The sequence below is a fragment of the Deltaproteobacteria bacterium genome, from assembly GCA_022340465.1.
Classification (GTDB): Bacteria; Desulfobacterota; Desulfobacteria; order Desulfobacterales; family B30-G6; genus JAJDNW01.
Genome location: JAJDNW010000022.1, coordinates 69313 through 95249 on the forward strand (window position 1 = coordinate 69313; position 25937 = coordinate 95249).

The following is a 25937-nucleotide window of genomic DNA, read 5'->3' on the forward strand; positions in this document are numbered from 1 at the left end:
AAGTAAAGTCCTGACCTTGGCCTGTCTGTCTTTTAACTGTTTGTGAGATGGTCCTAAGGTTTCAGTTGTCCGCCAAACGCTTTCGGATCCGTGGTTGGTAGTTTGCAGGCGTTGCCTACACACACGTAAGCCGTCGCTTTTCCCTCCAGCAGCGGGCGGTTGCGGACAATTGGGACGGCGGCTTCCACGGCGTTGCGCTTTTTGCCATCCTCCACCACGGTCAATACCCGGTTGGGAGTGAACTGTTTTCTCAGGACCCCGAGAAAAGGCTCGGCCAGGTCCGGCCGGCCTTCAGGGGTGACGATGATGATCTCCCTGGGCTGATCCAGGCGGAAATCCAGCGCCGTCAGCAACGCGGCAAAACCGGTGGGATTGGCGGCAAGCAGGCCGGAGAGCGACTTGAACGCCTTGTCGGCCCTGGCGGTGTAGGACGGGTCCGACGTAAAGGCGGCCAGACGCAGCAGGTTCATCACGGCGACCGCATTGCCGGAGGGCATTGCTCCGTCGAAATTGGGTTTTTCCCTGGCGATCAGGGTTTCCTGGTTGTCGCCGGTCATGAAAAAACCGCCCGCCTCCCGGTCTTCATAGTGTTCGGCCAGAACATTTTCAAGTTCGCGTGCCCTTGCAAACCACCCGAGGTCGCCGGTGGCTTCGTAGAGGTCCAGCAGAGATGCCGTGAAAAAGGCGTAGTCGTCCAGGTAGGCTAAATGGCGAATCCGGCCCTCCTGGTAGCTGCGGTAGAGCCGTCCCTCCACCTGCATGTGGTCGACGATGAAGCCGGCGGCGTCCACCGCCGACCGGATATAGGCATCGTGGTGCAGGGTGAAGCCGGCCCGGGCAAACGCCGATATCATCAGGCCGTTCCAGGCGACCAGTACTTTCTCGTCCCTGCCGGGAGACGGCCGGACCTCTCTTGCCGCTTTCAACCGTGTCCTTATTTCCACAACGGCTTCGACCAGCTTTTTTTCACTGATGCCGAGGCGTTCGGCAACCGCTTCGACGGAGGCCTGCCGGTGCAGGATGTGACGGCCCTCGAAATTGGGGGCGGGGCCGACGGCGTAATAGGCTCTGGCCACGGATGCGAGCTCCTTGCCCAGGACCGCTTCCAGCTCCTCGGGGGTCCAGGTGAAAAAATATCCTTCCTCCCGGCGCCCTTCCGGGGTGAGGCTGTCCGCATCGGTGGCAGCGTAAAAAGCACCTTCGGGGGACGTCATGTCATGCCGCACATAATCGAGGGTTTCCCCGGCGACACGCCGGTAGCGTTCGTCACCGAAAACCTGGTAGCCTTCGATGTAGTCCATGACCAACAGGGCGTTGTCGTAAAGCATTTTTTCAAAGTGGGGAACGAGCCAGCGGGCGTCCGTTGAATAGCGGTGGAATCCGCCCCCGACGTGGTCGTATATCCCGCCGTCGGCCATCTTGTCCAATGACAATCTGGCCATGTCCAGCACCCCGGCCCCCGGGTTGCGGCGCTCGAAGCGGAAGAGCAGTCTCGACGAGAGGGTGCTGGGAAATTTCGGCGCGCCCTGGAGGCCGCCTTCCAGGTGGTCGAAACGATTCCGGAAGGTGTACACGGCCTGTTGCAGGATGTCGTCGCCCGGCAGGCCGCTGCCGGTTTCCGGGCGCACCATGCGACGAACGGCGCTGGTCAGCTGTTCGCTCGTCTTTTCCACGATATCCCGGCGACCGGCAAAGCTTTCGCTGATTTTTTGCAACAGGGTCAGGAAACCGACGCTGCCGCCGCGGTCGCCGTCCCTGGCGGGGAAATAGGTGCCGGCGTAAAAGGGCTTCTTATCGGGCGTCAGCCAAACGGTCATGGGCCAGCCGCCGCCGCCCGTCAAGGCCTGCACGGCAGCCATGTAGACGGCGTCCACATCGGGCCGTTCTTCCCGGTCCACCTTGATGGCGACGTAGTTGTCGTTGATGACCCCGGCGATCTCTTCGTCCTCGAAGGACTCCTCTTCCATGACGTGGCACCAGTGGCAGGTGGAGTAACCCACCGAGAGCAGCACCGGCCGGTTTTTTCTCCGGGCCGTTTCAAAGGCCTCGTCGCCCCAGGGATACCAGTCTACCGGATTGTGGGCGTGCTGAAGCAGATAGGGGCTGGGCTCCAGGAAGAGCCGGTTGGTGTACCTGGCCCAGCCGTCCCGGTCGATGTGGCGTGTGTGCGGTCTGTAGCCGGGTCCCCGCTGCCTTCTCATTTTTTCATACTGTTCGGACAGATTCATGGTCGCTCCTTGCGATAGAAAAACATGCAAAAGCGAAAACATGAAAAAAGCCGGTTTTCATGTTTTCGCTTTTGCGAGATTTCGCGATGGAATCAACCTCAACGTTGCAACGGTGAGGTCAAGGCTTGACGAGCGCATACCCCTGACCGACCCAGTCCTTCAGTCCGCGCTCCATGTTGAATATTTTTTTAAACCCCAGGTTGTCGATAGCCTGCATCAGCCGGCCGCTCCGGCTGCCGCTGCGGCAATATATGAGATAGGTCTTGTTGCGGTCAAGTTTCTTGAAATCGTCGACAAAGGACTGAGAGTAGAAGTCCAGCATGCGGGCACCGGCGATGTGTCCGGCCTCGAACTCGCTGGGCGTGCGGATGTCCAGGATCATAAAATCGGGGTTGTCCCGGTTTTGTGCGATCAGGTTGGCCGATGCACTGGCGCTGATGTTTTCAATGGATGATACCCCGGCGGCCGGACAAGCCAACGGCACCAACAGCATGAGGGCGATTGCCAACCCGATGTTTCGGTATGTCGCTGATTTTTTCATGACGAAAAATAATACCACAATGTAGTATTGTCAATCGGATTGAAAACCCGCGTATGATTTTTCGAGGACCCTTCCCGTTTGCAGAGATCGCTAATTATAGACACCCCCTTATTCCAGTATGTAAAACCTTGTCCTCTGGGGCAGGATTCTTTAATTTTGGGGAACCGGCCTTATTCTATGCATGACAACACCTTCCGCCGGATCGAACCGTCAAGAAAAAGAGGCGTCTCCGATGTTTTCTGCTGAACAGCTACCGACGTATCCCCCTTGCGGCTGAAATTTTTCATGCATCTCACCGGTGAGCCCGAATTCATATTACCGTGTTACCGTTAGGAATGGTATTTTTAGCAACTCCGGCGGGTTAAGAGGCTGGAGCATACCATACCCCAAAGAGGTGCAACATGGTGGGAATCAATCGACGCCAAACCTCCCGTCAAAAGGAGGATGCTTTGATAGAGATTTTGTTCGCCACAGGCAGCGGCAGGGATGAAGAGGGCGGAACCGCACGTCCATATCGAGGGAACGCTCGAACCGGAACGGATGATGCAGCTTGCCGCCAAAAACGGTATAGCGATTCCATTCGAATCCATTGCCGATACCCGCAATGCGTTTCAGGCGTCCTTTCTGGATCCAGTGGAGAAACGGAAATACCCGAGCGAAGTCGACGGGTTTGTGTCCTCGATAATGTAACCCCAACCGTTGCAACGCCGTGGTAGACCCACCGTCTGCAACGGTGAGGTGAATGCTTTCCCTCAACTGATTGCTTGGAAGTGATTCTATATCACATGTATCGCCCTCGTTATGATAAAGGGCAATGCTCCGGGGAGAAAGTTGCGCATGTCGGCATGGTGAGCGGCATATTCAGGTGTCGTTGCCGAGTGGCGCATGGCGGCCGTGTTGTCGAACCACGTCTCCGCCACACCGTCATAGGCAGGCCGCGGCGATTTCCCGTACTCGCTCATCAGGACTCGGGACTGGACATACCGTCTGATCACTTCGATCCTGGCCGCAATGGGTCCGTGAACGTCTTTCCAGTATTTCCGGAACGCCTCCAGCGGCATGCCGGTCTTCCGCGTCACGAATTCGATATTCTTGACCATATCGGCGTGCGTCGCCCCTTCCTTTACGACGATCTCTTCGGTGAGGATGCGGATTACCCGCGACGTATCCGTAAACGTTTCCAGATCCGCGGCGGCCGACCGTCCCTCGGCAGAGGTTTCCAGGGCCTCGAGGGCCGCCGGGGAATCGAAACAGAGCTCTTCGACCCCATCGGCGGGCGGCGGGACCGGCCTTCCATAGCCCGACAGCAGGGTGTGGCATTGCGTGTAGCGCCTGAGGCCCGGTATCTTCCGGACAAGATCTCCATGGGCGGTGCGCCAGTAATTTTGGAATTCCTCCACATCCTGTCCGGGTTTGCGATGCATAACAAAAACCGCCTTGATCATGATTTCTCCTCAAACGCCCAGATAGGTTTGCAAAATGTCCGGGTTCTGGTTCAGCGTATCCGTATCCCCCTTCCAGCGAATCGTCCCTTTTTCCAGGATGTAGGCCCGGTCCGAGAGTCTCATCACGAAGCCTGAGTTTTGTTCGGAAAGCAGTATGGGCATGCCTTCGTCTCTCAAGGTGCGCACCTGGGCTTCCAGTTCCTTGACGATGAGGGGCGACAGTCCTTCCGATGGCTCGTCCAGAAGGAGCAGCTTGGGGTTTCCCATGAGGGTCCGAGCAATGGTGAGCATCTGCTGCTCCCCTCCCGAAAGCGTGCCGCCTTCCTGTGAAATCCGGTTTGCCAGGATGGGGAACATTTCGCAAACCCTGTCGAATGTCCAGGGGCCTTTTCTGCCGCTGCTCAGTCCCATTTCCAGGTTTTCCCGCACGGTGAGGTCCGGAAAGATGGCCCGTTCTTCAGGCACATAGCCGATTCCCATACGGGCAATTTCAAAGGGTCGCTTTTTGCGAATGGATTTGCCGTCGAACAGAATGTCCCCTGTGCGGCTCGGGTTCAGCCCCATGATACAGCGCATGGTCGAGGTCTTGCCCACGCCATTTCTGCCTAGAATGCACACCACCTCGCCTCGATCGATCTCAAGGCTCACATCGAATAAAATGTGGCTTATCCCGTAGTAGGTGTTGACGCCCTTGAGTTCTAATAACATTATTGTTCCTCAGCAAGGTAGATCCGCTGTACCTCGTCATTGGCTCTGACTTCTTCCGGATTACCTTCCGTCATGATCGTGCCCATGTGCATCACCAGGATTCTTTCGGATATGTCGAAAACGATGTTCATGTCGTGTTCGATAAAAAGAAGCGTCAAATCCTGTTCACGCACCAGGCGTTGAACCAATTTGATACTTTTGTTCGACTCCTCCGGACTCATGCCGGCCGTGGGTTCGTCCAGAAGGACGAGTTTCGGGTGGGTGGCGAGCGCAATACCGATTTCCAAGAGTCTCTGGTCTCCGTGCGCCAGCAGGCCCGCAGTCGTTTCCTGCTTGTCCTCCAGGCCTATTTTTTCAAGAATTTCGACGGTCTCCTTTCCAAATAGCTTGTCGGACCTGTTAAAGATATTCCGGCTTTTCCGTCGCCAGGCCATGAGGGACACATGCACGTTGTCAAATGTGCTGAGCCGGGGAAAAATGTTGGTTCTTTGGAAAGATCTCCCAATACCTTGTCTGCAGATTTGGTGGGGCGCTTTTCCCGTGATATTTTTCCCCCTGAAGGTGATTTTCCCCCGGTCGGGTTTGATGTGACCGGTCAACAGATTGAACAGGGTGGTTTTTCCTGCACCGTTGGGACCGATGATGGAAATAAGTTCCCCCTGCTTCAGCTCAAAGGAGACGTTGCTGACCGCATTGAGGCCGCCAAAGGACTTCGACAGGTTTTCAACTAGAAACATAATCTTCCGCCTCAGCTGTCTTGCGCTGTTTTGCCATGGCGATCTTTTCGGTGACAAACCCGACGATACCGCCCCGCAGAAAGATCACCAGCAATACAATGACGACACCCAGAACCAGTGGCCAGTATTCGGTGTAGCTGGATATGGTCTTGTCCAGAAACATGTATACAACGGCTCCGACCATCGGGCCCAGAAAATGGTAAATGCCCCCAAGAAGGCAGACCACCAGTATTTCCGTGGATTTCATGATATCGCCGAAATCGGGGAATACGGAGTGGCTGAAGCCACAGTATAACGCCCCGGCAACACCCAGGAAAACACCGGACAGTACAAAGGCCGCCAGTTGATAACTCCGTACATGAATGCCGATGAATTCGGTCCGGTCCGGGTTTTCCCTGATTGCCTGCAGGGTCTTGCCGAAGGGTGATTTGACAATCATCCAGATAAGCGCCAGGCTGATGCCCGCGATTATGAGGGTGAAATAGTAGTAATTCGTAATCGAGTCGATGAATCCCGGGACGCGAATATCTACGATGCCGTCGTCCCCCTTGGTGAATCCGTACCACTCGAAAATAATCGTGTGGATAATCTGGGAAAAGGCCAGGGTCAGCAGCGAAAAATACACGTGGGTGAGCCGCACGCAGAACCAGCCCACCACCAGGGAAACAATCCCCGCTATGACCGGTGCCGCCACTAGGGCGATGCCGAAGGGAAGCTCCGTGTAAAACAGCAGCAGTGCCATGGTATACGCCCCGACGACGTAGAGACCCGCCGGCCCGAAGGAGACCATGCCGGCGTATCCCATCATGAGATTTAGCCCGCTGGCCGCTACCCCTAAAATGAGCATTTCGTTGACCAGACTCAGGTCGCCCGGACCCAAAATCTGAGGCAAGATGGCCAGCAAGGCGAAGGCCATACCGATGGCTATTGGTTTTGATTTAACCGCTTGACTTTTTTTATCTTCCATTATTCAGGTTTTCCCATCAGGCCCCAGGGTCGAATAATCAGGACGACGATCATCAGAATAAATCCGAAGGCAATGGCCAGACGCGGGGCTATGAGAATCCCGAAGGCCGTGACCAGCCCGAAAATGACGGAACCCAGAAAGGCGCCGGAAAGGCTGCCCAGCCCCCCGACCACCACGATGATGAAGCAGTCGATGAGGACGACGGCATCCATGCCCGGCATGACCGCGGACATGGGTGCTACCAGGGCCCCGCCCAATCCGGCCAGCCAGCACCCCAGCATGAAGACGCCGGTGTAGACATAGGATACATTCACGCCCAGGGCACTGGCCATCTCACGGTTATGGGTGACGGCCCGAATGATGCTTCCCAGACGCGTTTTGTGGATCAATGACCACAGTCCGGCCCAGAGCAGCGGGGCGAATAAAATGATGAAGAGATTGTAGCGCGGAAAGATCAGGCCTTTGAAAATAACCGGTGCATTCAAAGGCCACGGGGTGTCGACCGTGTGGTAGTCGACGCCCCAGGCCAGCTTGCACAGGTCGCCGATGATCAAAATCAACGCGAAGGTCAGAAGAAACTGATCCAACACTTCACGGTCGTAAATTTTTCTCAGCAGCAACATCTCCACGATACCGCCGAACAGCGCGACCAGTAAGGGGGCGATCAGCAGGCTCACCCAAAAGGACCCGATGGATTGGCCGATCAGGGAGCTGACCCAGAAGCAGAGGTAGGCGCCCAGCATATAGAAGGCCGCGTGGGCCAGATTAAGCACTTTCAGCGTGCCGAAGATGAGCGACAAGCCTACGGCAATGAGAAAGATAACCATGCCCACACTCAGGCCGCTCAATAATTGTATGATGATTCCTTGCAGGTTCATGCGTGCATCTTGTTGTGTGTCTACCCGATAGGGTGGTTTCCGGCCGGCTTTTACTGCCGGACCGGAAACCGGGTGATGGGTTAGTTGCCCCGGACTGCCCTGATCGCTTCACAGCTGCGGTAACCGTCGTCCGGAGGATCGATGGCCACGGCATTGATTACGTGGGGCCAAGGAAATTCGTCCGTAAACGTGACGGTACCGATCCAGAAGGGCCACATGGCCTGGTGGTCACAGGCCCGGATCTTCAGGTCCCCGACAGGCGAGTCGATCACGGATCCCTCCAGGGCATCGACAACTTTTTCGGTGTTCATGGCGCCGGCTTTTTCGATCGCCTGCTTCATGGCATACACGGCCGAATAGCCTGCGACGGCTCCCAAACCGGCATCCATACCGGTCACTTTTTTAAACTTCGGGTAGAAGGCCTTGCTTTTGGCATTGTCGAGCTGCCACCAGGGATAATGGCTGCCGCCTAGAACATTCTTGGGGTAGGCGCTTTTGGTCATCTTGGCCAGGCCTTCCATGTTGCCCCAGTCCTGTCCGCAGTGTTTGATCTTGTCAAAGTAGCCAAAAGGCCAGGCCGTTTTGGTGAAGGCGATGACGTCGCCTCCCCAGAGCGAGCAGTAGACGAAGTCCGGATTGGTGGCCATGATCTTGGTGATGTAGGGGGTGTAATCCTTGGTGCCGAGTTTGGGCCACAATTCGCCCACCACTTCCGCGCCGGGAACCAGCTTGGTGTAGGCCTCCATGAAGTCCTTTTTGCAGCGGTGGCCGTACTCATAGTCGGGGCCAATGATGAAAACCTTCTTGCCGCCCCAGAACTTGGCCGCTCCATTGGCTGTGGAGCGGGCATAGGTGGTGGTGTTGGTCGACACGCGAAAAACGTAGCGGTGCCCCTTTTCCCCCGTGAGTGCTGCCGACTGGCCGACGGTGTCTACAAAAATGACCTTTTCACCCCGGCAGTACGCCGATATCGCCAAGGCCACGGCACTGCTGACAGTCCCCTGAAGCCAATCCACCTTCTCATTCAGGATCAGGTCCTTGGCTTCGCGCACGCCGACCTCGGGTTTCAGTTTGTCGTCCCTTGATATCAATTCCAGCTTGCGGCCCAGAATACCACCGGCTGCATTGATTTCTTCCACGGCGATTTTGACCCCGGCCTGGTCGGGTATACCGTAGACCTGTCCCACGCCGCCGCTGAGACTGTGAATAAAGCCGATCTTGATGGGCTGTTCCGCCTGAACGGGCAGGGTCAATGCGAGCGCCATCAGGACTGCAAACAGACTTATGAAAATGCATTTTCTCATGGTGTCCTCCTCCAGTTCTATGAAAGTTAGGTTGTTTTAGGCCGATCGAAGCTCCTCGCGTAACACGGCTTTAAGAATCTTTCCCGTTCCTCCTCTGGGAAACTCGCTGATGATCCTTACTTCCTTGGGTGCTTTGAAATGGGCCAGGCGTTTTCTGGCAAAGTCAATGACCTCATCGGGGGTGATTTGTGAATGCGGTTTCGGGACCACGAAAGCAAAGGGGATTTCACCCCACTTCTGATCGGGCTTTGAGATGACGGCGCATTCCAGGATATCCGGATGGGAGTATAGCACCGCTTCGACCTCGAGGGAAGAGATGTTTTCGCCGCCGCTGATGATGATGTCTTTTTGCCGGTCCTTGACGAAAAGAGAACCGTCCGGACCGATGGCGCAGAGGTCGCCCGTGTGATACCAGCCCCCTGCAAGGGCACGAGCGGTCTCCTCGGGGCTGTGGTAGTACCCCTTCATAACCATGTCTCCCCGTACGAGAAGCTCCCCGACGGCTTCGCCGTCCCACGGGAGGTCTTTTTCCATGGCGTCCACTATTCGGAATTCCACACCCACCATGGGGAAACCCCAGGTTTGTTTAGTGCGGTAATCCCGGGTTTCCTCGTCCAGGTAAGGACTCAGTTCGGGCCACGCGATCAAGGGGCAGGCCTCGGTCATGCCGAAAGCGGTCGAGGTGAGACAGCCGAAGGCCTTTTCGACCTGTGCGATCATGCCGGTGGGCGGCGGCGCGCCACCCACCAGAATTCTTCTGACGCTGGAGACGTCATAGCCGGAGAAGTTGGAAACGGCCATGATCGCGTTGATCATCGTGGGAATGAGGTAAAATCGTGTGACCCTCTCCCTTTGGATGATTTCCATGGTTTCCTGGGGATCGAAGCGCTGGACCATCACGTGGCAGCCCCCCACGGCGGTCAGGTAATGCGGGGTACCCCAGCCGTTTACGTGGAAAAGGGGTATCATGTGGATCTGGATGTCGGTTTCGTCCATGGATTCTGAAGCCAGCAGCGCCATGGCGTGCATAAAGAGATTGCGGTGGGTCAGCATGACACCTTTGGGCTTGCCTGTGGTGCCGGAGGTGTAAAATATTTCGGCGACGTCGTCTTCGTCGAAAGGGTAAGCACCCGGCGGGTAGGGAACCTCGGGCGATGCGTCGGCCAACAGTTGGTCATAGGTACCTTGGATCCAGTCCGGAAGGTCGCCGCCTTTGCCTAAGAGGATGAATTTTTCCACCGATGGGATCCGGTAGCGGATCGAGTCGATCTGGGCAAGGAAATCCCGGTCGAGAAAAAGGATTCGCGGTTTGGATTCATTGAGGATGTAATCAAAATCGGCCGGCAGCAAACGGATGTTAAGGGGTTGCAGGATAGCGCCGATCTGGGGAATGCCGAAAAAAGCTTCCAGAAGGCGGTGGCAGTTGTAGCCGAGATAGGACACCCGGTCGCCTTTGGCGATATCCAGCCCGGTGAGGGCATTGGAAAGCCGGTTGACGCGTTCGCCGAATTCGTGGTAGCTGAAGCGTCTCTCTCCGCAGATCACACCGGTTTTTCCCCCATAAAGTTTCAGCGTCCGTTCCAGAAAACGTATTGGCGTCAAGGGTAGATTCATTCCGCTTTCTCCTGATTTTAGGGTATTCTACCATTAATGCAAATGTCGTGCCTGACCCATTCTTATAAAAATATCATGTTAACTCAAATAGTTAAACATGAAAACCATGCGCGTAAATCGCCGGCGGGGCCATAAATAACAACATATCGTTATTGCTAACCAAATATGGTGATACGTTGACGGCCTTCGGTTGATGCCGGGGGGATCGATCCCCTTTCCCGATGATTACCTTAACGGTGGGTATCCAGAGTGGTTGTCGGAAAAATATTTCGATGCGGGCGCCGCCTTTTTGCCAAGTTTCAACCGGAACAGGCTTGTGGCAATCGGTAGAGGTGGTGGTTGCGGGTTTTGGGAATACAATCAGGATCGAACCCGTCGGGCACGATTTTTTTTTACGGAAGCGGGACGCTTGATCTCCAGCTTTTTGATTCTGAAAGCAAGGGTGTTGGGATGGATATCCAGGAGCTTGGCCGCCCCGTCCGGCCCGTGTATCTTCCCCCCGGTTCTGTCCAGGGCCCACAGGATGTGGCGGCGCTCGTTTTCTTTCAAGGTTATCGTAGCCTGCGGGGGCGTGGACATGCCCGCGCCGGCATCCAAAAACGATACGATTTTCGCGTCTGCGTCACCACTTGAAATCGCCCAGCGCTGAATGACATTGCTGAGTTCACGAACATTGCCGGGCCAATCGTATTGTGTCAGGACCAGCATTTCCTTTTCGGGAATGCGAGGCAGTTTCCTGCCCCTGTTTGCCGACTCGATTTTCAAGAAATGATTGACGAGAAGCGGGATATCCTGCCTGCGTTCCCTCAAGGGGGGGATGGTAATGCGATACACGTTGATGCGGTAAAAGAGATCGTCGCGAAAGCGCTTCTGTTTGAGCGCGTCTTCCAGATTGCGGTTCGTGGCTGTTATGAGGCGAAAGTCGGAGCGAATGGTGTCGGCTCCGCCCACCCTTTCAAACGCCTTGGTCTCGAGAGCCCTGAGCAGCCGGACCTGTATATCCAATGGAAGGTCACCGATTTCGTCCAGAAAGAGGGTCCCTTGGTCAGCCTTCTCAAACCTGCCGATGCGCTGTTTGTTTGCGCCGGTAAAAGCCCCTTTTTCGTGACCGAACAGTTCGCTGTGAATCAGACTCTCCGGAAGCGAAGCGCAGTTTGCCGCGATGAACGGCTTGTGCCGACGCGCAGAATGCATGTGGATGGCTTTGGCCACCAGTTCTTTGCCGACCCCCGTCTCGCCAAGAATCAGCACCGTGGCTTCGGACTGGGCAACCTGAGCAACCTGGGACTGAACGTGTTTGATTTGAGGGCTTTCACCGACAAAACCCGTTAATCGGGCGTTTTCCCACTCTTCATTTTTTTCTTCATAATAACATCTCAGTTCACGGAGTTTTTCGTTCAACACGTGATTTTTTTCTTCGGCGCCGATATTCTCCAGGGTGAGTGCGGCCAGTGTCGCAAAACAGGGCAGCAGTTCCAGTTGAGACGCGTGAAAGGCGTTGTTCAGCATCCTGTTGTCGTGATAGAGGGCACCGATGACAGTATCGCGTGCGACGATCGGCACACATATTCGCGATCGGATAACGTTTTTATCCGTGGCGGCGGCTTCCTTCCGGGGAGGCAGCCCCAAAAGCCGCCCTTTCCCGCTGGCAACCACCCCATCGATCATCTTCAAAGACGCTTCGAAAGGCGGTTGCTCCACCTGCTCGGCAGTCAAGTTTTTAGAGGCCCGCAGGCATAACGCAGGGCCTTTCGGCTCATTTTCCACTAAAAAAATGGCCCCCCTTTCCGCACCGGTTATGCGGTTTACGGTGGACATGATGTGCTGGATGCGGTCCTTGCCGTCTTTGAGAGCGGCCAACCCACGGTTCATTTCAAGGATGTCTTCAAGCAGGTTGTCATCGGGGGAAAAGGATTTCAAGAGGGGTTTCAAATCATTCGGGATGAGGGATTCATTAAGGCCGTAAAGAAGTTTTGCAGCTGCTTCCGCCGCTTCGAGGCCTTGTTTGCGATCGCCGAGCAACAGATGGGCGCGTGCCACTTCAAAACGCGTTTTGGCCAATTCGATCCGCTGCCCCGAAGCCTCCAGCATCTCAATCGATCGGGTGAGCATTTGTAAAATTTTCAGGGGCGGTACTCCCGTCTTTTTTTCCAGCATGGCTTTAAAGCGATAAGCGACCCCTTTTAGAAAGAGATTTCCACCCGCCAGGGTTTTCCGGATTTCGTTTTCGATCGACAGGCCGGGGAGGGGCTCAAGCCGCCCTTTTTCCATGGCCCAGCACAATTCCATAAGATAAGGCCAGGACTGCACGGATACGTTGACCTGTTGACTGTGCTGGTAATATTTGTGGAGGTACGCCAGGCATAGCTTCTCTTCATCCTTCAGATAATAGGCATAGGCCATCATCAGCTCACCCTGGATCATCGTCCAGTCACGGTGGACTTTTCGCGCTTCTTCCACGGCGGGCTCAAGATGCCTCAGCGATTCGTCGATACGCCCGATATCCATCAGGATCGCCCCGATGCATGTCCCGGAATGGGCTGCGATACCGGTGTCCCCTCGCTCGAGACAGAGGCTGCGGACAGCGTCGATCATGCCGAGACCCTGGGTTACCTGCCCTATTTCCCCATAACAAGTCCCGACGGTCATGGCGGCCAGCAGGGGAAATTTCACCTGAGGGTACTTTTCCACATCGGAGACGGATTTTTCGTATTCGCCGACAACATCCTTGAAGCGTCCCTGCCAGTATAGAAAAAAGGTGTTGAACGTTTTGGCGGAACGCAGAATTTTTTCGTCATCCAAATCCCTGGCAATGGTCCATGCCTGCTCGAAATGCTTCAAGGCGCTTTTGTACTGCGCCTGCAGCCACTTGTTTTTGGCAAAATGCATTTCCAGAATCGATAGGTACCGGTAATTTTTCTGCGCTTTCGAGCGCATAATCGCTTCCTGGATGATGGAAAGCACCCGTTTGGTGTCGTGTTTGGCCGTGGACAGCTTCGAGTATTTGATGGCGGCATCGCAAAAAAGCTGGTCCGTTCCTTCTTCGAAGCGACCGGACAGGTCATCCAGTATTTTGCGGTAGCACCGGATCGCTTCCTCGATTCGGTATGTCGACTGGTAATGATTTCCGGCTTCCATCAGCTGCTTGCACCCTTTGAGGCCATTGTGGATGTGCAGGAGATGCGCTGCGATGTGCAGTGCCTTGGCCTCGCTTTCCGGCAGCTCAGCCGTGAGTATGGAGGCAATCTGTCCATGCATTTTCTCTTTTTCAAAGGATTTTAACTGACCCGCCCATTCTCTGCGCTTGGGTGAATCCGAGAAAGTGAAGGACCCGATTTGGTCCCGCTGCATTAACCCCTGCTGAGACGCTTTTTCAAAAGCCTGAAGCACCGCTGACGCCTTGCTTTGGGTGAGCTCCTGCACCCAGTCGATCGAAAAACTGCCTTCGAAAAGGGCGGCGACGGAAATGAAAAATTCATACGTATTTTTTGGAGATTTGGACGGCATGACGGACGCGTTCACAGTCACCCCATTTTGACAACAGGCGTCATCATTATGTTGCGATACAGAGTAGCGAGAAAGGATGGCTGAAGATTTTTTCCAAGCGCCATCGCTATAGAAGCCTCTCCGGCTTCAGTGCCGGGAGCGGATATTTACGTACAGACGTGAACGTTTGAACGTCACCGTTCAACCATGAAAAGGACCTTTTGTCAAATATATATATCACCAAATATGGTTATAAATAACAATATATGGTTATTTTCGGCGGTATTGGCCGTTGTTAAAAATGATTTTATCTGCAACCTGTTGATATAAAGAGAATATTGCCATTTACTTTAATTGGGCATGACGTTTGCATCGACATATATTGCTAACGGCAATCTTTTTTTTGGAAGGGCGGCAATACGGTCCCGTTTCAACAGGAGAGGCGATCGATGATCAACAACGACCTGAAAATTGAGATGATGCGGAAAATGCTCATGATCCGTCACCTGGAAAACGCATGGGGCGACGCCTATTTAAACGAGGAAATAGACGGTATCCCCCCTTCGCTGAGTACCGGTCAGGAGGCCGTGTCGGTAGGCGCGTGCATGGCGCTGGAGAAAGGAGACTTTGTCTTCACCACCCATCGTGGCCAGGCCCCGCAGGTTGCCATGGGGCTGGACCCCCAAAGAATCATGGCGGAGTTGTACTGCCGAGAAGCGGGCTACAACAAGGGGAAGTCCTACCATGTATCCGACTTCAGCCGCGGCGTGGTGGGCATGGGCGGCATCGTTGCCGGACAGGTACCGGTGGCCGGGGGCATGGCGCTGGCCCACAAAATGAAGGGCAGTGACCGGGTTTCCCTGTGTTTCTTCGGCGACGGCGCCAGCAACGAGGGCGCTGTTCACGAAACGGCGAATCTGGCCGCCATCTGGAACCTGCCGCTGATCATGCTCTGTGAGAATAACGGCTACTGCATTTCGCTTCCCGTTTCCCGGCAGATCAACACGACCCACATATCCGATCGTGCGGCGGGATACGGCATGCCGGGTGAATGGGTGGACGGCAACGACCCTGTCGCCGTTTACGAAACGGTTTCCAAAGCGGTGAAACGGGCGCGTTCCGGAGACGGCCCGTCGTTCATCGAGGCGATCACCAATCGATTGAGCGGGCACCTGGTGCATGATCCGCAGCGATACCGCTCTAAAGAAGAAGTCGAATCCGCCTGGGAACAATGCCCGATCCGTGGTTTCGGGAACAAGTTGCAGAGCGAAGGGCTGCTGGATGCCGGCAGTTTTTCCGCGATGGAGGCAGGCATAAAACAAGAGGTGCAGGCGGCCGTTGCGTTTGCAAGACAAAGCCCCCCGCCTGCATCGGGAGAGGCATTTGAAGATCTGTGGGCGTAACCATGGGAAAGGTGTCTGGTCATGATCGATAGAAGACTGTTTCGTTCGGAAGGGAAAATAAGCCCTGAAAAGCGTGAATGGCCCAATTTCAGGGGCGCCATCAAGGAAGCCATGCGGGAGGAAATGCGTCGCGATGAAAACGTGTTCCAGATGGGCGAAGACATAGCCGGCGCATCGCCTTTCGGCGTCACCGCGGGCCTCGTGAAGGAGTTCGGACCCGAGCGTCTGCGCGACACGCCCTGCTCGGAAGTCGCTGTACTGGGGGCCGCCATCGGGGCCGGACTGGGAGGCATGCGCGCCATTATGGAGTTTCAATTCGGGGATTTCATGTCCGTGGCCATCGATCAGTTGACCCACCAGGCCGCCATGCTGCGCTACCTGACCGGCGGCCAGGTCAGTGTCCCCATCGTGGTCCGTCTTCCGTGCGGGGGCGGGCAGCGCTGCGGCTCCCAGCACTCTCAATCCCTATATTCGTGGTTTGCCCACGCCCCGGGTATCAAGGTGGCGCTGCCGTCAACCGCCCTGGACGCCAAGGGCTTGATGAAATCAGCCATCAGGGACGACAATCCCGTCCTGTTTTTCGAACACAAGGCGCTGTATCGAACCCGCTGGCCGGTGCCTGACGAATTCAAGGACGAGGATTATTTGATCCCTTTCGGCCAATCCGCCGTTAGAAGGGAGGGAAGCGACATTACCATTGTTGCCACCCTGGTCATGGTTCACTACGCACTGGAAGCGGCTGATTTACTGGCAAAAGAAAATATTTTTGTCGAGGTTATCGACCCGCGCACACTGGTACCCCTCGACACAGGGTCCATCCTTAAATCAGTGAAAAAAACAGGCCGTCTTCTCGTCGTCGATGAGGCTTATCTAACCTGCGGCATGCAGGGGGAAATCATCGCGCTGGTTTCGGAAAATATTTTTCAGGACCTCAAAGCGCCTCCCCGCCGTTTGGGAAATCCCGGTGTTCCGGTTCCCTTCGAGCCGTCTCTCGAAGATACGGTTCTGCCCACAACGGAAAAGATCTTAAAGGCTGTCAGGGAAATGGTGGCGGCTTGACCCCTGAAATCCGTTTAGGGTATCGCAAGCTCTACTGAGGCGTCCGGTGTTGGGGCAGCGCTTTCTGTTTTCTAAACGATTGCCAAGACTCGCCCGTTTCCTTTGCCGCTTCCTTTACGACGGGTACAACGATCACCGTTGATGGGGGCAGCCTGGCTTAACATTTCTTCAAACCTCGTCGGCACACTTGATTACATAAGCTTACATGCGAGCATCCTCAAAATAAGAGTTTGGTTCATGAACAAAGTGTATTCGAGTTTCAACCTGAAGAAATACAGAAGTATGTAGAGGCGTTGAATTTGAACCGAGGCAGAGATTGTGCCGAAAAAGTGATCTTTAGATGTCCGCTACTATGAAAGGGGGAAATTAAATGTTCATAAAGGCAAACATGAGCGAAGGGGTGACAGTGGTCGAGGCAACGCCGGCCGAATACAAGCATCTGGGCGGCAGGGGATTGACGTCCACGATGATCAACAATGAGGTTCCGCCTGCGTGCGACCCGCTGGGACCTGAAAATATGCTCGTATTTGCCCCGGGGCTTTTGAGTGGTACGCCGCTGGTGAACACGAGCCGAATTTCCATCGGGGCCAAAAGCCCCCTGACCGGCGGCATCAAGGAGAGCAATGCCGGTGGAACGGTCGCGGCCGCCCTGGGCAAAATGGGCATCGATGCGATTGTCGTCACCGGTGCGGCGCCTGAAGGCGCCTTGTATGTTTTACGCATCGGTCCCGACGGTGATGTCTCCCTTGAGTCGGCTGATGGTTGTAAAGGCTTGCGCACCTATGCCTTGGCGAATCAACTCGTGGACACTTACGGGGATCAAAACGGGATCATGTGCATCGGCCCGGCCGGTGAGTTCAAGATGGCCTCCGCCTCCATTCAAACAACGGATGTGGATGGCCGCCCCTGCAGGGCCGCCGGCCGGGGCGGTCTGGGAGCCGTCATGGGGGCCAAGGGGTTGAAGGCTGTTGTTGTGGATACCCGGGTAAAGGTGAAAAAAAAGGTGGAGGATCCCGACGCCTTCAAGGCGGCGGCCATGGTGTTTGCCGCGGCGGTGAAAAAAAATCCCTTCTCCGGGAAAACCCTGCGGGAAGTCGGTACCGCCGGCCTGGTAGGCGCGGTCAACTCGGTGGGCGGGTTTCCCTGCTACAATGCCACCAAAGGGATCATGGACGGCTGGGAAAAGATCACCGGCGAGGCCATGGCGGAGACCATTAAGGCGAGGGGTGGCAAGACCAGCCACATGGGCTGCTCCCAGTGCATCATCCACTGCTCCAATGAATATGTGGATGAAGCCGGTGCCTACATGACCTCATCCCTGGAGTATGAAACCATCTGGTCCATGGGCGGTATGACCGGCATCGATGATCTGGACACCATTGCCCGCCTCGACTTTCTGGCGGATGATATCGGTCTGGACAGCATCAACACGGGCGTGGCCATGGGTGTGGCCATGGATGCCGGCCATAAAGCCTTTGGCGACAAAAGAGCCGCCCTGGACATGATGGCGGAGATCGCATCCGGAACCGAATTCGGCAGGGTGTTGGGCGAAGGCCCAGCAGCTGTGGGGAGGCACCTGAATCATCACCGTGTGCCGGTTGTCAAGAACCAGAGCATTGCGGCCTATGACCCGCGGGCCATGCCTGCCAACGGCGTCACCTATGCCACGTCGCCCATGGGGGCGGATCATACGGCCGGCAATCTAGTGGGTTCGTATCTGGCCGGAGTGCTGGAGCACGATGATCGTCAGGCCCAGGTAAAAGCCAGCCGCCAGGCACAGGTGGGTATGGCCGCCCTTGACTGTACAGGCATGTGTCTTCTGGCCGGGGGCGCCATCGGTGGTGAAGCCGGCGAGGCATTTTATAAAATGATCGGCATGTTGCTGGGCCGTCCATTCGATGCTCAGGCCTATGCGGCACTGGGCATGCAGGTGCTGAAGGCCGAGATGGCATTCAACCGGAAGGCCGGCTTTAGCCATGAAGACGACCGTTTGCCGGCGTTTTTCTACGAGGAAAAATTGAGTCCCAACGATTACGTGTTTCCCATCAGTGCGGCTGACCTGGAAAGCACATTCAGTGAATTGATGGAAGACAATTAAATTTGGTCGTTAGGTACTATTTCCTTCATGCATTTAGAAGCGATTATAGAATGATACGGCCAATCGGCTGGTATTGGCAGCTGAAGGGTTCAACAATGAAAAACCCGATTGACGCTGTACAGGTGTGTGTGTTCGGCACCGGCAAGACCTATTTCCCCCCGTGCATGCTGAAGGCATTGAATTCGAACAGGGTGATCTCCGTTGCGACCATCTGTTCCCCCCTCTCAACCTGAATAGAGGTCGTCTGATCCTTTTGACAGTAAAAGAGGACCAGCCGCAGATCGGCCAGGTTTTCGACAGGCTGTTCGTCTAATGATCGGATCAAATCTCCCTTTTCGAGACCCGCTTTTTCGGCGGGGCTGTTTTTGCTGATGCCGGTGATGGTCAGCCCCTGCGCCTTTTCGGCCACCGTGACACCGAGTTTGGGTGCCTCTTTCCCTTTAACGTCGCTCGTTACGAGAACATAGTCGGCAATGCCCGCCTCCAGAGGTTCGTCCTGAACAATGACGGTGAAGGGTGCGTCCAGCCTCCGGTGAAGCCTTTGGGGAATGCCGTAGCCATGCCGGAGGTGACCGTTGCCGGCCAGAACGACCAAGGTGCGCCGGGGGTGCCCCTCGAGGTAGCGATACGCCCTGTCCGCCATGCCTTCGTCCCAGAGGACCTGGGCCTGGAGAAAGGTGTCGAAGTTGTTAATGCCGTCCTGCCGGCCGTGCAGGTCATATACCTGCTTGAGATCCCTGCGGTAGTCCTGGTTGGAAAAGTCTAGGCCGGCGGGTATCCAGGCCCGCTGATCGTCGTCCAGACTCTCGATTCCCTCCCGGGCGACTTTTTTGCTGACCTCGCCGGGTATGTTCAGGGCCACCAGGGGGATGTGGTTTTCTTTCAGAAAGTCGACGATGGGTTTGTAAAGGCCGTAGTCATAGCCCCACTCCCGGTAGTAGCCGGATTCACGCAGAAAGGTGCGTTCGTCCGTGCGGTTTTCCAGGTACCTGTTCACGGCGTCTTGAAAAGGCTGATGAAACATCTCCATACCCACGGCCAGGTCCACCCCGGCGGCATACAGGTGACGGATGATTTCCAGCTGGTTCATATGGTGGGCATGGCGATCGTGCCGCTCGCCCACGTACACCACGCGACTTGCCGTCAGCCGGTCCAGAATCTGCCCCAAGGTTGGTTCCCGGTCCGGCCTCAGCGCGAAGGTGGTAGGCTGCCGGTGTATTACAATCCCGCTTGCGCTTTCATCGGTTTTTTTTACAACGACCCTGCCCCCTTGGAAGGTCAGCCGGCTGTATTGGCCGTAATGGTGCAGGTTGTTCATGACAGCCAGGGTTTCCTTTTTGCCGGCGGCGTGCACCACGAGTATCCGTTTGTATTGGCTGAAGGGATTCTTGAAGACCTGCAGGCTCAAACCGGTGTCCGCCGGGTGTGCCGTTTTTCCGAAAAGGGAGGCTGCCAGGGGGTTGTCGTGGCCGCAGACAACCAGCGAGTGTTCCTTTAGCCGGGCATAGGAGAGCGCATCGGGTGCCACCGTGGTGATGTGCGGATTCCCCAGCGCGCGCACGAGTGGTTGATACACGGGCAGCTTGTCCGCGGCGACTACGAAGACAAGTTCGTCACTTCCCATGATGTGAGCCAGCACGGGGGGCATTTCCGCGGGCGTGAGACGCCGCATGAGGTCATTTCCCTGATCGAGGACGACCTTTGCGGGCAGTCCCTCCAACCGCAGGCTGAAATCCTGCTGTTTTTTGTCCATGGTGACCGCCGTGGTCTCGACGCCGGTTTGCGTGTAGACCTGAATGGGAACCTTCAACGGGAAAGGTGCGGTGTGCTGCTGCAGGGTAAAGGAAAGTACCGGGGCGCCGTTCCTGATTTCCACGCCGCCTTTGGATACGGACAGCACGGGAATATCAGGCCGTTCGAGCCAGGCGCTGAAATAGCCGGCAAGCGTATCGCCGGATCTCTTTTCAAAAGATTTGCGGATGTCGGTCCAGGAGGCGGCCCTAAAGCGGTTGCTGCGGATGACGTCTTTGAGGGCATCCAAGAACAGGCCATCGCCGTAACGCTTGCGCAGCCCGTGGAAAAACATGGCGGCCCTGCCGTAGCCGACCGCCGCCTGCGCCTTGTTCCCGCGAAAGTGGAAATCGCGTACGGCCATGGCATTGTCGTCGTGGACGTAAGCGTCGTATTCCACAAGAACCCGTTTGCGGTAGGCCTCGCCGCTACCCTTTTTTTCCTCGAGGAGATAATCGGACAGATAGGTGGTCAACCCCTCGGCCCAGTTGCCTTGGCTATGATCGATGTACACGTAGTTGCCGAACCACTGGTGCACAATTTCATGGGCCAGGGAGGTTTTGACGATAAAAGGGAGCTTTACCACCTGTTTTCCCAGCAGGGTGAAGGTGGGCATGGAATAACCGGTGGGCAGCATGTTTTCCACGATGGCGAACCGCCGGTAGGGATAGGGGGTAAGGGTGCTGTTATAAAAATCGAGGTACTGCCTGGTGGCGTCGATGTAGGTGTCTGCCAGGGCAGCGTCCTTCTCGAAGAAATAGGTCTCGATGGAAATGCCGTCGTGCTCGGCCTTGTTGACGACATAATTTGCGGACGCGGCCAGGTGCAATCCGTCCAGGGGGTGGTCGAAACGAAAGAGGTGCGTGGTCAGCCCTCCGGCTGAGGCGGTTGTCACGCTTTCGGCTTCCGACACCGCTGCAAACCCCTCCGGCAGGGTCACAGAGAGCGTATACCGCGCCATTTCCCTGGGTGCCGGATACCAACCCGCCATCAGGAAGACGTTGCGTGCATCCATGTAATTGCCGGACCGCTGCCCGACCGCTGCGTCGAAGGCCGCTTCGTAGCGGATCACGGTGGATTTACCGACAGCCGTTGCCACCACGACAGTATCATCGGGCGCCGGTGTGACCTCATTCCCATCGACCGTGACGTTTTCCAGGTTGTCTACTGCCAGCCGCACCTGACCGGAAGGTGCGCCATAAAGGTGGGCATTCCCCGAGAGGTGCCCGGCGGCCGGGTCGATAGTGACGTCGAGTACGACCGTGATTTCCGCTCCCCAAACGGCAACGGGGAAAAGCATGGTTATGAAAACCGCCATTATCTTGAACAACTGCATTCGCTCTCCTTTGCCTGTCTCGATGACGGGAAGACGTGGTTGTCTCCGGAATGTTCGGGATTTATCTGAACTGTTCATTAACGTATGTACGGTGAACGTAAATTTCAACAATAAGAGCGACCGGTGATTTCATTTGACATTTTATTGCCGGATGGGCCGGTCCCAAAACAATTTTCTTTCAAGGGTTGAAAAAATAGTTTACGTATGAGCATATGACTGTCTCAATAAATGAGGATGATTCATTTGCCACCGGTTGTTCACCCCCCTGTGACTGACCACGGTGTCCGGCGTCAAACGGCGTGTTTCTTTTCATTAAAAGGAGGGACGACATGAAACGGTATGTAAGCGTGATTCTGGTTTTGTTAATGGCAGTGTCGGTTGGGATGATTTCTGTCCAGGGTGCGGGTGCCGCGGAGCCCGTCGTCATCGGCGTTCCCACGTCAACCGGGTTTCTGGAAGGCAGGGAAGCCTTGAAGGCCGTCAATCTGGCGGTGGACGAGATCAACGCCAAGGGTGGTGTCGATGTCGGCGGCACCAAAAGACCGTTTGCGGTGGAGTCAGTGGATATACGGGATGCAGCCCCCGGCGTACCGGTGCCTGAGGCATTGCTGGGACTCGAAAAAATCATCCTGTCCAAAAAACCGGTGGCTCTGCTCGTGGGGCCCTTTCGCTCCGAAGCCCTGATGGCGGGGATGGACATCATCGCCAAATACAAAGTGCCGTTGTTGGGTACGATTGCCATGTCCCCGGGCTCTGAGGCAAAAATCAAGAAAGACCCCGAGAAATACAAATATGTCTTCCGGACCTGTCTCAATGCCGTGCACCTGGTGAAATACCTGGCCGGCACGATGGCGCTGATCAATAAGGAATTTGGATTCGACAAAGTGTACGTGCTGCACCAGGATGTTGCCTGGGCAAGGGCCACGGCCGGGTTTGTCAAGAAAATGTACTTTGACAAGGCAGGCTGGAATGTGCTCGAGATGGAGGCGTTTCCCACCGGAACATCCGATTTTTCCTCCAGCCTCATGAAAGCGAGAGCCAAGGGTGCCCAGGTCATCATGCCCATTTTCGATATGCCCCAGAGTGGCACGCTGGTCAAACAGTGGAACGCCATGAAGGTCCCGGCGGTTCTGGCCGGTTTTATCTCCCCCCTGGCCGGTTCCGAAGCCTGGAAAACATTCGACGGAAAAATTACCGGCGCCATAAACACGATATTCGAGCTCGGCAGCGCCATGCCGTCCGACATGTATCCGCCTTCCAAGGTGTTTTATGATGCGTATAAGAAAACATACGGTAAAGAGATGCAAGCCGGCCACGGTCCGGCGCCGGCCTATGAATCGGTGTACATCCTGAAGGAAGCCATCGAGAGGGCCAAAAGCTTGGACCCGGATGCAATCGTGGCGGAGCTTGAGAAAACCGACCGCATGGGCGTTATCGGCCGCGTCAAGTATGACGAGGGGCATCAGGCCGTCTACGGGTTCGATCCTAAAGAGACCTGTGTTTCGACGGTGTTTCAATGGACGGCAGACGGCAAACGCACCATTGTTTTTCCGGCATCCATTGCCGAGGGCAAAATCCAGCTGCCGGCCGGTTTGAAATCAGCTAAATAGATTTAAAATGCCCCCGCGCTTTTTAAAGCGCGGGGGGTTTTAAATTGGGAGAGAACTATTTCATGCTTATCGGCACATCCTTGTATGCCCTGATCAACACCGCCATCCTGGCCCTGATGGCCATTGGTTTCAACCTGACTTTCGGCATCAGCGGTGTGGCCAATTTTGCCTACGGGGCCTTTTACGTTTTAGCCGCCTACGGCTTGTGGGGCATGCTGAACTTGCTCCACTTTCCCTACCCGGTGGCCGTGGCGCTGGCGGTGATTGCCAATGTGCTTCTCGGAGCCCTGATTTATCGCTTCGTTCTGCTGCGCGTGCGGGGGCAGGCTCTGTCCGAAGTGATTGCGACTTTCGGCATCGGCCTGGCTATTCTGGAACTGTTCAGCTATTTCGGCTGGGTTGGTTTCGAGTACACGCTTCCGGTATTCCTGGATAAAAGTTTCATCATCGCGGGAACCTACGTCGATTTCCAGCGTCTGGCCATATTGGGTTTCAGTGCCGTTTTGATTATGGCCCTGTGGTGGTTTACCCACCACACTGCCATCGGCCTGGCCTTCAGGGGGATCGCCCAGGACGAACGCACGGCCTTGACCTTCGGCATCGACTCGGATTGGATCGCCATGTTGAGCGTTTCCTTCGGCGCCGGCATTGCCGCTCTGGCGGCTCTCTTTATCATCCCTTTGGGGAGCATCGCACCCGGAGAGGGCTATGACGTACTGATCAAAGCCCTTGCGGTGTGCATCATCGGGGGGTTGGGCAGCACCGGTGGTGTCATTGTCGCCAGCTTTATCGTGGGATTTGCGGAAAGGTTTACGGATACCTACATCGGCAGCCACTGGACGATGATCGTCAGCCTGGCGGCCATCCTGTTGGTTCTCGTCATCAAACCCTCGGGACTTTTCGGAAAACAAAAGGAATTGGAAGAAAGGATATAGGCGCCGGTGAAGAAACGCAAAGAGCGCATCGATCGGGGTATCAAGGTACGATCATCGGACATATTCGCGCTGCTCTCCTGGCGGGAAATGCTTTATCTTGCGGCACCCCGTGTGCTGCCGGTGGTCGCTTGCATGGCGCTTCCCATACTGCTGGACCCCTACTGGCAGAAGGTGCTGCTTTCGGTGGCCGTCGTCGCCCTTCTGGCCATCAGCTGGGATATTATCGCCCAGACAGGTATGGTATCCCTCGGGCAGGCCCTCTTTTTCGGTGTCGGCGCTTACTGCTCCGGCGTCATGAACCACTACTGGGGTCTGTCCCCCATGCTGTCCATTCCCATCGCTTCCGTCATGGGCGGGTTGATATGCACCGTGATCTTGCTTCCGGTGCTGCGCTTGAGGGGGATCTATTTTTCCATGGTGACCCTGATCATTCCGCTGATTCTGGTCAGAATCGTCGAGGCCACCAAGATCTTCGGCGGCACGGAAGGCCTGAGCGGCATGACGCCGTTGCCTTCCAAGTGGGTTGAACTCTACCTGATCGTGATCGTTCTGCTATGCGCCCTTTTCGGCTTCAGAAGAATGATGAATTCCGACTACGGCCTGGTGCTCAAAGGCATCAACGACAATGACCGGTCGGTCATCAATGCGGGCATCAACATCTACTGGTTTAAAGCCCAATCGCTTTTTATCGCCGGGGTCATCGGTGCGTTTTGCGGGGCCTTTATGACGCACGTGTACATGTTCGTGGGCATGCCCGTGTTCGCTTTGGACTATTCCATTCTGCCCATTGCGGCGGCAGTGGTCGGCGGTCCCGGAACGCTGGCAGGGGCCACTTTCGGTGCCTTCATCCTGGTGCCCTTGTCTGAGGTGCTGCGCGGGTTCGGCGGGCTGCGCATCGTTTTTTACGGTGCCTTTCTGGTTATTTTCATCGTGGCCCTTCCGGAAGGCATTTTTCACTACATTCAGCGGAAGTATCACCAGTTCGAACGCTGGGCGGAGGTGGCCGAATGACGACCGCACCGATTCTCAGCGTTTCCCACCTCAGCAAGAATTTCGGAGGGGTGCTCGCCCTGAACAGGGTCAGCTTCGATCTGATGCCGGGCGAGCTTTTAGGTGTCATCGGCCCCAACGGTTCCGGAAAGACCACCCTGGTAAACCTGATCACCCGTTTTGTCAAGCCCAGCTCGGGCGAGGTGTTTTTCAAGGGGACGAAAATCAGCAACCTGCCGCCGTACAAGATTGTGCGCATGGGGATTGCCAGGACGTTTCAGATGGTCAAGCCGTTCTACCAGCTGCCGGCCTACAAGAACATGATCGTTCCCCTGTACTCGCCCCGCATGAAGATGCTCGCCGGCGGCAGCTACGGCGACCGGGACGCCGTGGCTCTGGACCTTTTGGAGGAGGTGGGGTTCGAGAGGGACGCCCGGGTGGCATACAAGGTCGCCGGATCCCTTCCCCAGGGGTACCTGAAGCGGCTGGAACTCGCCAAGGCCATCGCCATGCAGCCGGACCTGTACATCCTGGACGAGCTATTTTCGGGACTGAGCCTGGCCGAAGTTGCCGGCATCGTTCCCATCATCGAGAAGATTCGCCTGACCGGAAAAAGCATCATCATGATCGAACACCGGCTCAAGGAGCTTTTTCGCATCGCCGACCGCGTGATCGTCATGAACTACGGCGAAAAAATAGCCGATGGGCCGGCGGAGGAGGTCATGGAAGACGAGGCTGTCAAGAGCGCCTACTTGGGGACGGAAAACGAATAAAATCGTGTGCCGCGGTTTTATGAAACGCGACTTC

19 protein-coding genes are annotated in these 25937 nt (G+C 55.9%); 8 read left to right on the forward strand and 11 right to left on the reverse strand.

The window, feature by feature from the left end; translation table 11 throughout:
• Positions 1 to 53 precede the first annotated feature (53 nt).
• Positions 54 to 2228 carry a thioredoxin domain-containing protein gene (locus tag LJE94_03945; protein MCG6909261.1) on the reverse strand — a complete coding sequence of 725 codons (2175 nt, stop codon included), beginning with the start codon at positions 2226 to 2228 and terminating at the stop codon, positions 54 to 56.
• A gap of 118 nt (positions 2229 to 2346) precedes the next feature.
• Positions 2347 to 2769, reverse strand: coding sequence for a rhodanese-like domain-containing protein (locus tag LJE94_03950; protein MCG6909262.1), 423 nt, complete (start codon positions 2767 to 2769; stop codon positions 2347 to 2349).
• Between the two features lie 486 nt (positions 2770 to 3255).
• On the opposite strand from LJE94_03950, the gene LJE94_03955 reads away from it, so the two are divergent.
• Positions 3256 to 3459 (forward strand): hypothetical protein, encoded by a 204-nt coding sequence (locus LJE94_03955; GenBank protein ID MCG6909263.1) that lies wholly within the window; start codon positions 3256 to 3258, stop codon positions 3457 to 3459.
• 86 nt (positions 3460 to 3545) lie between these two features.
• On the opposite strand, the gene LJE94_03960 is transcribed toward LJE94_03955, so the two are convergent.
• The 8 genes from LJE94_03960 to LJE94_03995 form a co-directional block, all read right to left on the reverse strand.
• Positions 3546 to 4214, reverse strand: a complete 669-nt coding sequence (locus tag LJE94_03960; protein MCG6909264.1) for an EthD family reductase — start codon at positions 4212 to 4214, stop codon at positions 3546 to 3548.
• Between the two features lie 9 nt (positions 4215 to 4223).
• A complete protein-coding gene (locus LJE94_03965; GenBank protein MCG6909265.1) occupies positions 4224 to 4922 on the reverse strand; it encodes an ABC transporter ATP-binding protein in 699 nt (232 codons plus the stop codon).
• Entirely contained in the window at positions 4922 to 5659 is a 738-nt protein-coding gene (locus LJE94_03970; protein MCG6909266.1) for an ABC transporter ATP-binding protein, read from the reverse strand. Before LJE94_03970 ends, LJE94_03965 begins: the two co-directional genes overlap by 1 nt.
• Positions 5646 to 6626 carry a branched-chain amino acid ABC transporter permease gene (locus LJE94_03975; GenBank protein ID MCG6909267.1) on the reverse strand — a complete coding sequence of 327 codons (981 nt, stop codon included), beginning with the start codon at positions 6624 to 6626 and terminating at the stop codon, positions 5646 to 5648. Before LJE94_03975 ends, LJE94_03970 begins: the two co-directional genes overlap by 14 nt.
• Positions 6626 to 7504 (reverse strand): branched-chain amino acid ABC transporter permease, encoded by an 879-nt coding sequence (locus LJE94_03980; GenBank protein ID MCG6909268.1) that lies wholly within the window; start codon positions 7502 to 7504, stop codon positions 6626 to 6628. The genes LJE94_03975 and LJE94_03980 overlap by 1 nt, the downstream gene beginning before the upstream one ends.
• Before the next feature lie 80 nt (positions 7505 to 7584).
• Positions 7585 to 8808, reverse strand: coding sequence for an ABC transporter substrate-binding protein (locus tag LJE94_03985; GenBank protein ID MCG6909269.1), 1224 nt, complete (start codon positions 8806 to 8808; stop codon positions 7585 to 7587).
• A 36-nt stretch (positions 8809 to 8844) separates the two neighbouring features.
• Entirely contained in the window at positions 8845 to 10422 is a 1578-nt protein-coding gene (locus LJE94_03990; protein ID MCG6909270.1) for a long-chain-fatty-acid--CoA ligase, read from the reverse strand.
• A 360-nt stretch (positions 10423 to 10782) separates the two neighbouring features.
• Complete coding sequence (locus LJE94_03995) at positions 10783 to 13944, reverse strand: sigma 54-interacting transcriptional regulator (GenBank protein MCG6909271.1); 3162 nt, start codon at positions 13942 to 13944, stop codon at positions 10783 to 10785.
• 413 nt (positions 13945 to 14357) lie between these two features.
• On the opposite strand from LJE94_03995, the gene LJE94_04000 reads away from it, so the two are divergent.
• From LJE94_04000 to LJE94_04010, 3 genes are all read left to right on the forward strand, one after another.
• Complete coding sequence (locus tag LJE94_04000) at positions 14358 to 15311, forward strand: thiamine pyrophosphate-dependent dehydrogenase E1 component subunit alpha (GenBank protein MCG6909272.1); 954 nt, start codon at positions 14358 to 14360, stop codon at positions 15309 to 15311.
• A gap of 21 nt (positions 15312 to 15332) precedes the next feature.
• Positions 15333 to 16370, forward strand: coding sequence for an alpha-ketoacid dehydrogenase subunit beta (locus LJE94_04005; protein ID MCG6909273.1), 1038 nt, complete (start codon positions 15333 to 15335; stop codon positions 16368 to 16370).
• Positions 16371 to 16740: 370 nt separating this feature from the next.
• A complete protein-coding gene (locus LJE94_04010) occupies positions 16741 to 18468 on the forward strand; it encodes an aldehyde ferredoxin oxidoreductase (GenBank protein MCG6909274.1) in 1728 nt (575 codons plus the stop codon).
• A gap of 148 nt (positions 18469 to 18616) precedes the next feature.
• Here the strand turns inward: LJE94_04010 and LJE94_04015 are convergent, their stop codons facing one another.
• Complete coding sequence (locus LJE94_04015) at positions 18617 to 21595, reverse strand: ChaN family lipoprotein (protein ID MCG6909275.1); 2979 nt, start codon at positions 21593 to 21595, stop codon at positions 18617 to 18619.
• 329 nt (positions 21596 to 21924) lie between these two features.
• Here LJE94_04015 and LJE94_04020 point away from each other — a divergent pair, with 329 nt between their 5' ends.
• The 4 genes from LJE94_04020 to LJE94_04035 all read left to right on the forward strand — a co-directional run bounded on the left by LJE94_04020 (position 21925) and on the right by LJE94_04035 (position 25903).
• Positions 21925 to 23205 carry an ABC transporter substrate-binding protein gene (locus LJE94_04020; GenBank protein MCG6909276.1) on the forward strand — a complete coding sequence of 427 codons (1281 nt, stop codon included), beginning with the start codon at positions 21925 to 21927 and terminating at the stop codon, positions 23203 to 23205.
• 62 nt (positions 23206 to 23267) lie between these two features.
• On the forward strand, positions 23268 to 24140 hold the full coding sequence (locus tag LJE94_04025; protein MCG6909277.1) for a branched-chain amino acid ABC transporter permease: 873 nt from the start codon (positions 23268 to 23270) through the stop codon (positions 24138 to 24140).
• A 6-nt stretch (positions 24141 to 24146) separates the two neighbouring features.
• A complete protein-coding gene (locus LJE94_04030; protein MCG6909278.1) occupies positions 24147 to 25151 on the forward strand; it encodes a branched-chain amino acid ABC transporter permease in 1005 nt (334 codons plus the stop codon).
• Positions 25148 to 25903, forward strand: a complete 756-nt coding sequence (locus tag LJE94_04035; protein ID MCG6909279.1) for an ABC transporter ATP-binding protein — start codon at positions 25148 to 25150, stop codon at positions 25901 to 25903. The genes LJE94_04030 and LJE94_04035 overlap by 4 nt, the downstream gene beginning before the upstream one ends.
• Positions 25904 to 25937: the final 34 nt, after the last annotated feature.

Coding starts and splice junctions, on each gene's coding strand:
- LJE94_03950 (MCG6909262.1), bottom strand. CDS start 2,769: ATGAAAAAATCAGCGACATACCGAAACATCGGGTTGGCAATCGCCCTC.
- LJE94_03945 (MCG6909261.1), bottom strand. CDS start 2,228: ATGAATCTGTCCGAACAGTATGAAAAAATGAGAAGGCAGCGGGGACCC.
- LJE94_03965 (MCG6909265.1), bottom strand. CDS start 4,922: ATGTTATTAGAACTCAAGGGCGTCAACACCTACTACGGGATAAGCCAC.
- LJE94_03955 (MCG6909263.1), top strand. CDS start 3,256: ATGAAGAGGGCGGAACCGCACGTCCATATCGAGGGAACGCTCGAACCG.
- LJE94_04010 (MCG6909274.1), top strand. CDS start 16,741: ATGTTCATAAAGGCAAACATGAGCGAAGGGGTGACAGTGGTCGAGGCA.
- LJE94_03985 (MCG6909269.1), bottom strand. CDS start 8,808: ATGAGAAAATGCATTTTCATAAGTCTGTTTGCAGTCCTGATGGCGCTC.
- LJE94_04015 (MCG6909275.1), bottom strand. CDS start 21,595: ATGCAGTTGTTCAAGATAATGGCGGTTTTCATAACCATGCTTTTCCCC.
- LJE94_03970 (MCG6909266.1), bottom strand. CDS start 5,659: ATGTTTCTAGTTGAAAACCTGTCGAAGTCCTTTGGCGGCCTCAATGCG.
- LJE94_04035 (MCG6909279.1), top strand. CDS start 25,148: ATGACGACCGCACCGATTCTCAGCGTTTCCCACCTCAGCAAGAATTTC.
- LJE94_04000 (MCG6909272.1), top strand. CDS start 14,358: ATGATCAACAACGACCTGAAAATTGAGATGATGCGGAAAATGCTCATG.
- LJE94_03990 (MCG6909270.1), bottom strand. CDS start 10,422: ATGAATCTACCCTTGACGCCAATACGTTTTCTGGAACGGACGCTGAAA.
- LJE94_03975 (MCG6909267.1), bottom strand. CDS start 6,626: ATGGAAGATAAAAAAAGTCAAGCGGTTAAATCAAAACCAATAGCCATC.
- LJE94_04020 (MCG6909276.1), top strand. CDS start 21,925: ATGAAACGGTATGTAAGCGTGATTCTGGTTTTGTTAATGGCAGTGTCG.
- LJE94_03980 (MCG6909268.1), bottom strand. CDS start 7,504: ATGAACCTGCAAGGAATCATCATACAATTATTGAGCGGCCTGAGTGTG.
- LJE94_03960 (MCG6909264.1), bottom strand. CDS start 4,214: ATGATCAAGGCGGTTTTTGTTATGCATCGCAAACCCGGACAGGATGTG.
- LJE94_04005 (MCG6909273.1), top strand. CDS start 15,333: ATGATCGATAGAAGACTGTTTCGTTCGGAAGGGAAAATAAGCCCTGAA.
- LJE94_04025 (MCG6909277.1), top strand. CDS start 23,268: ATGCTTATCGGCACATCCTTGTATGCCCTGATCAACACCGCCATCCTG.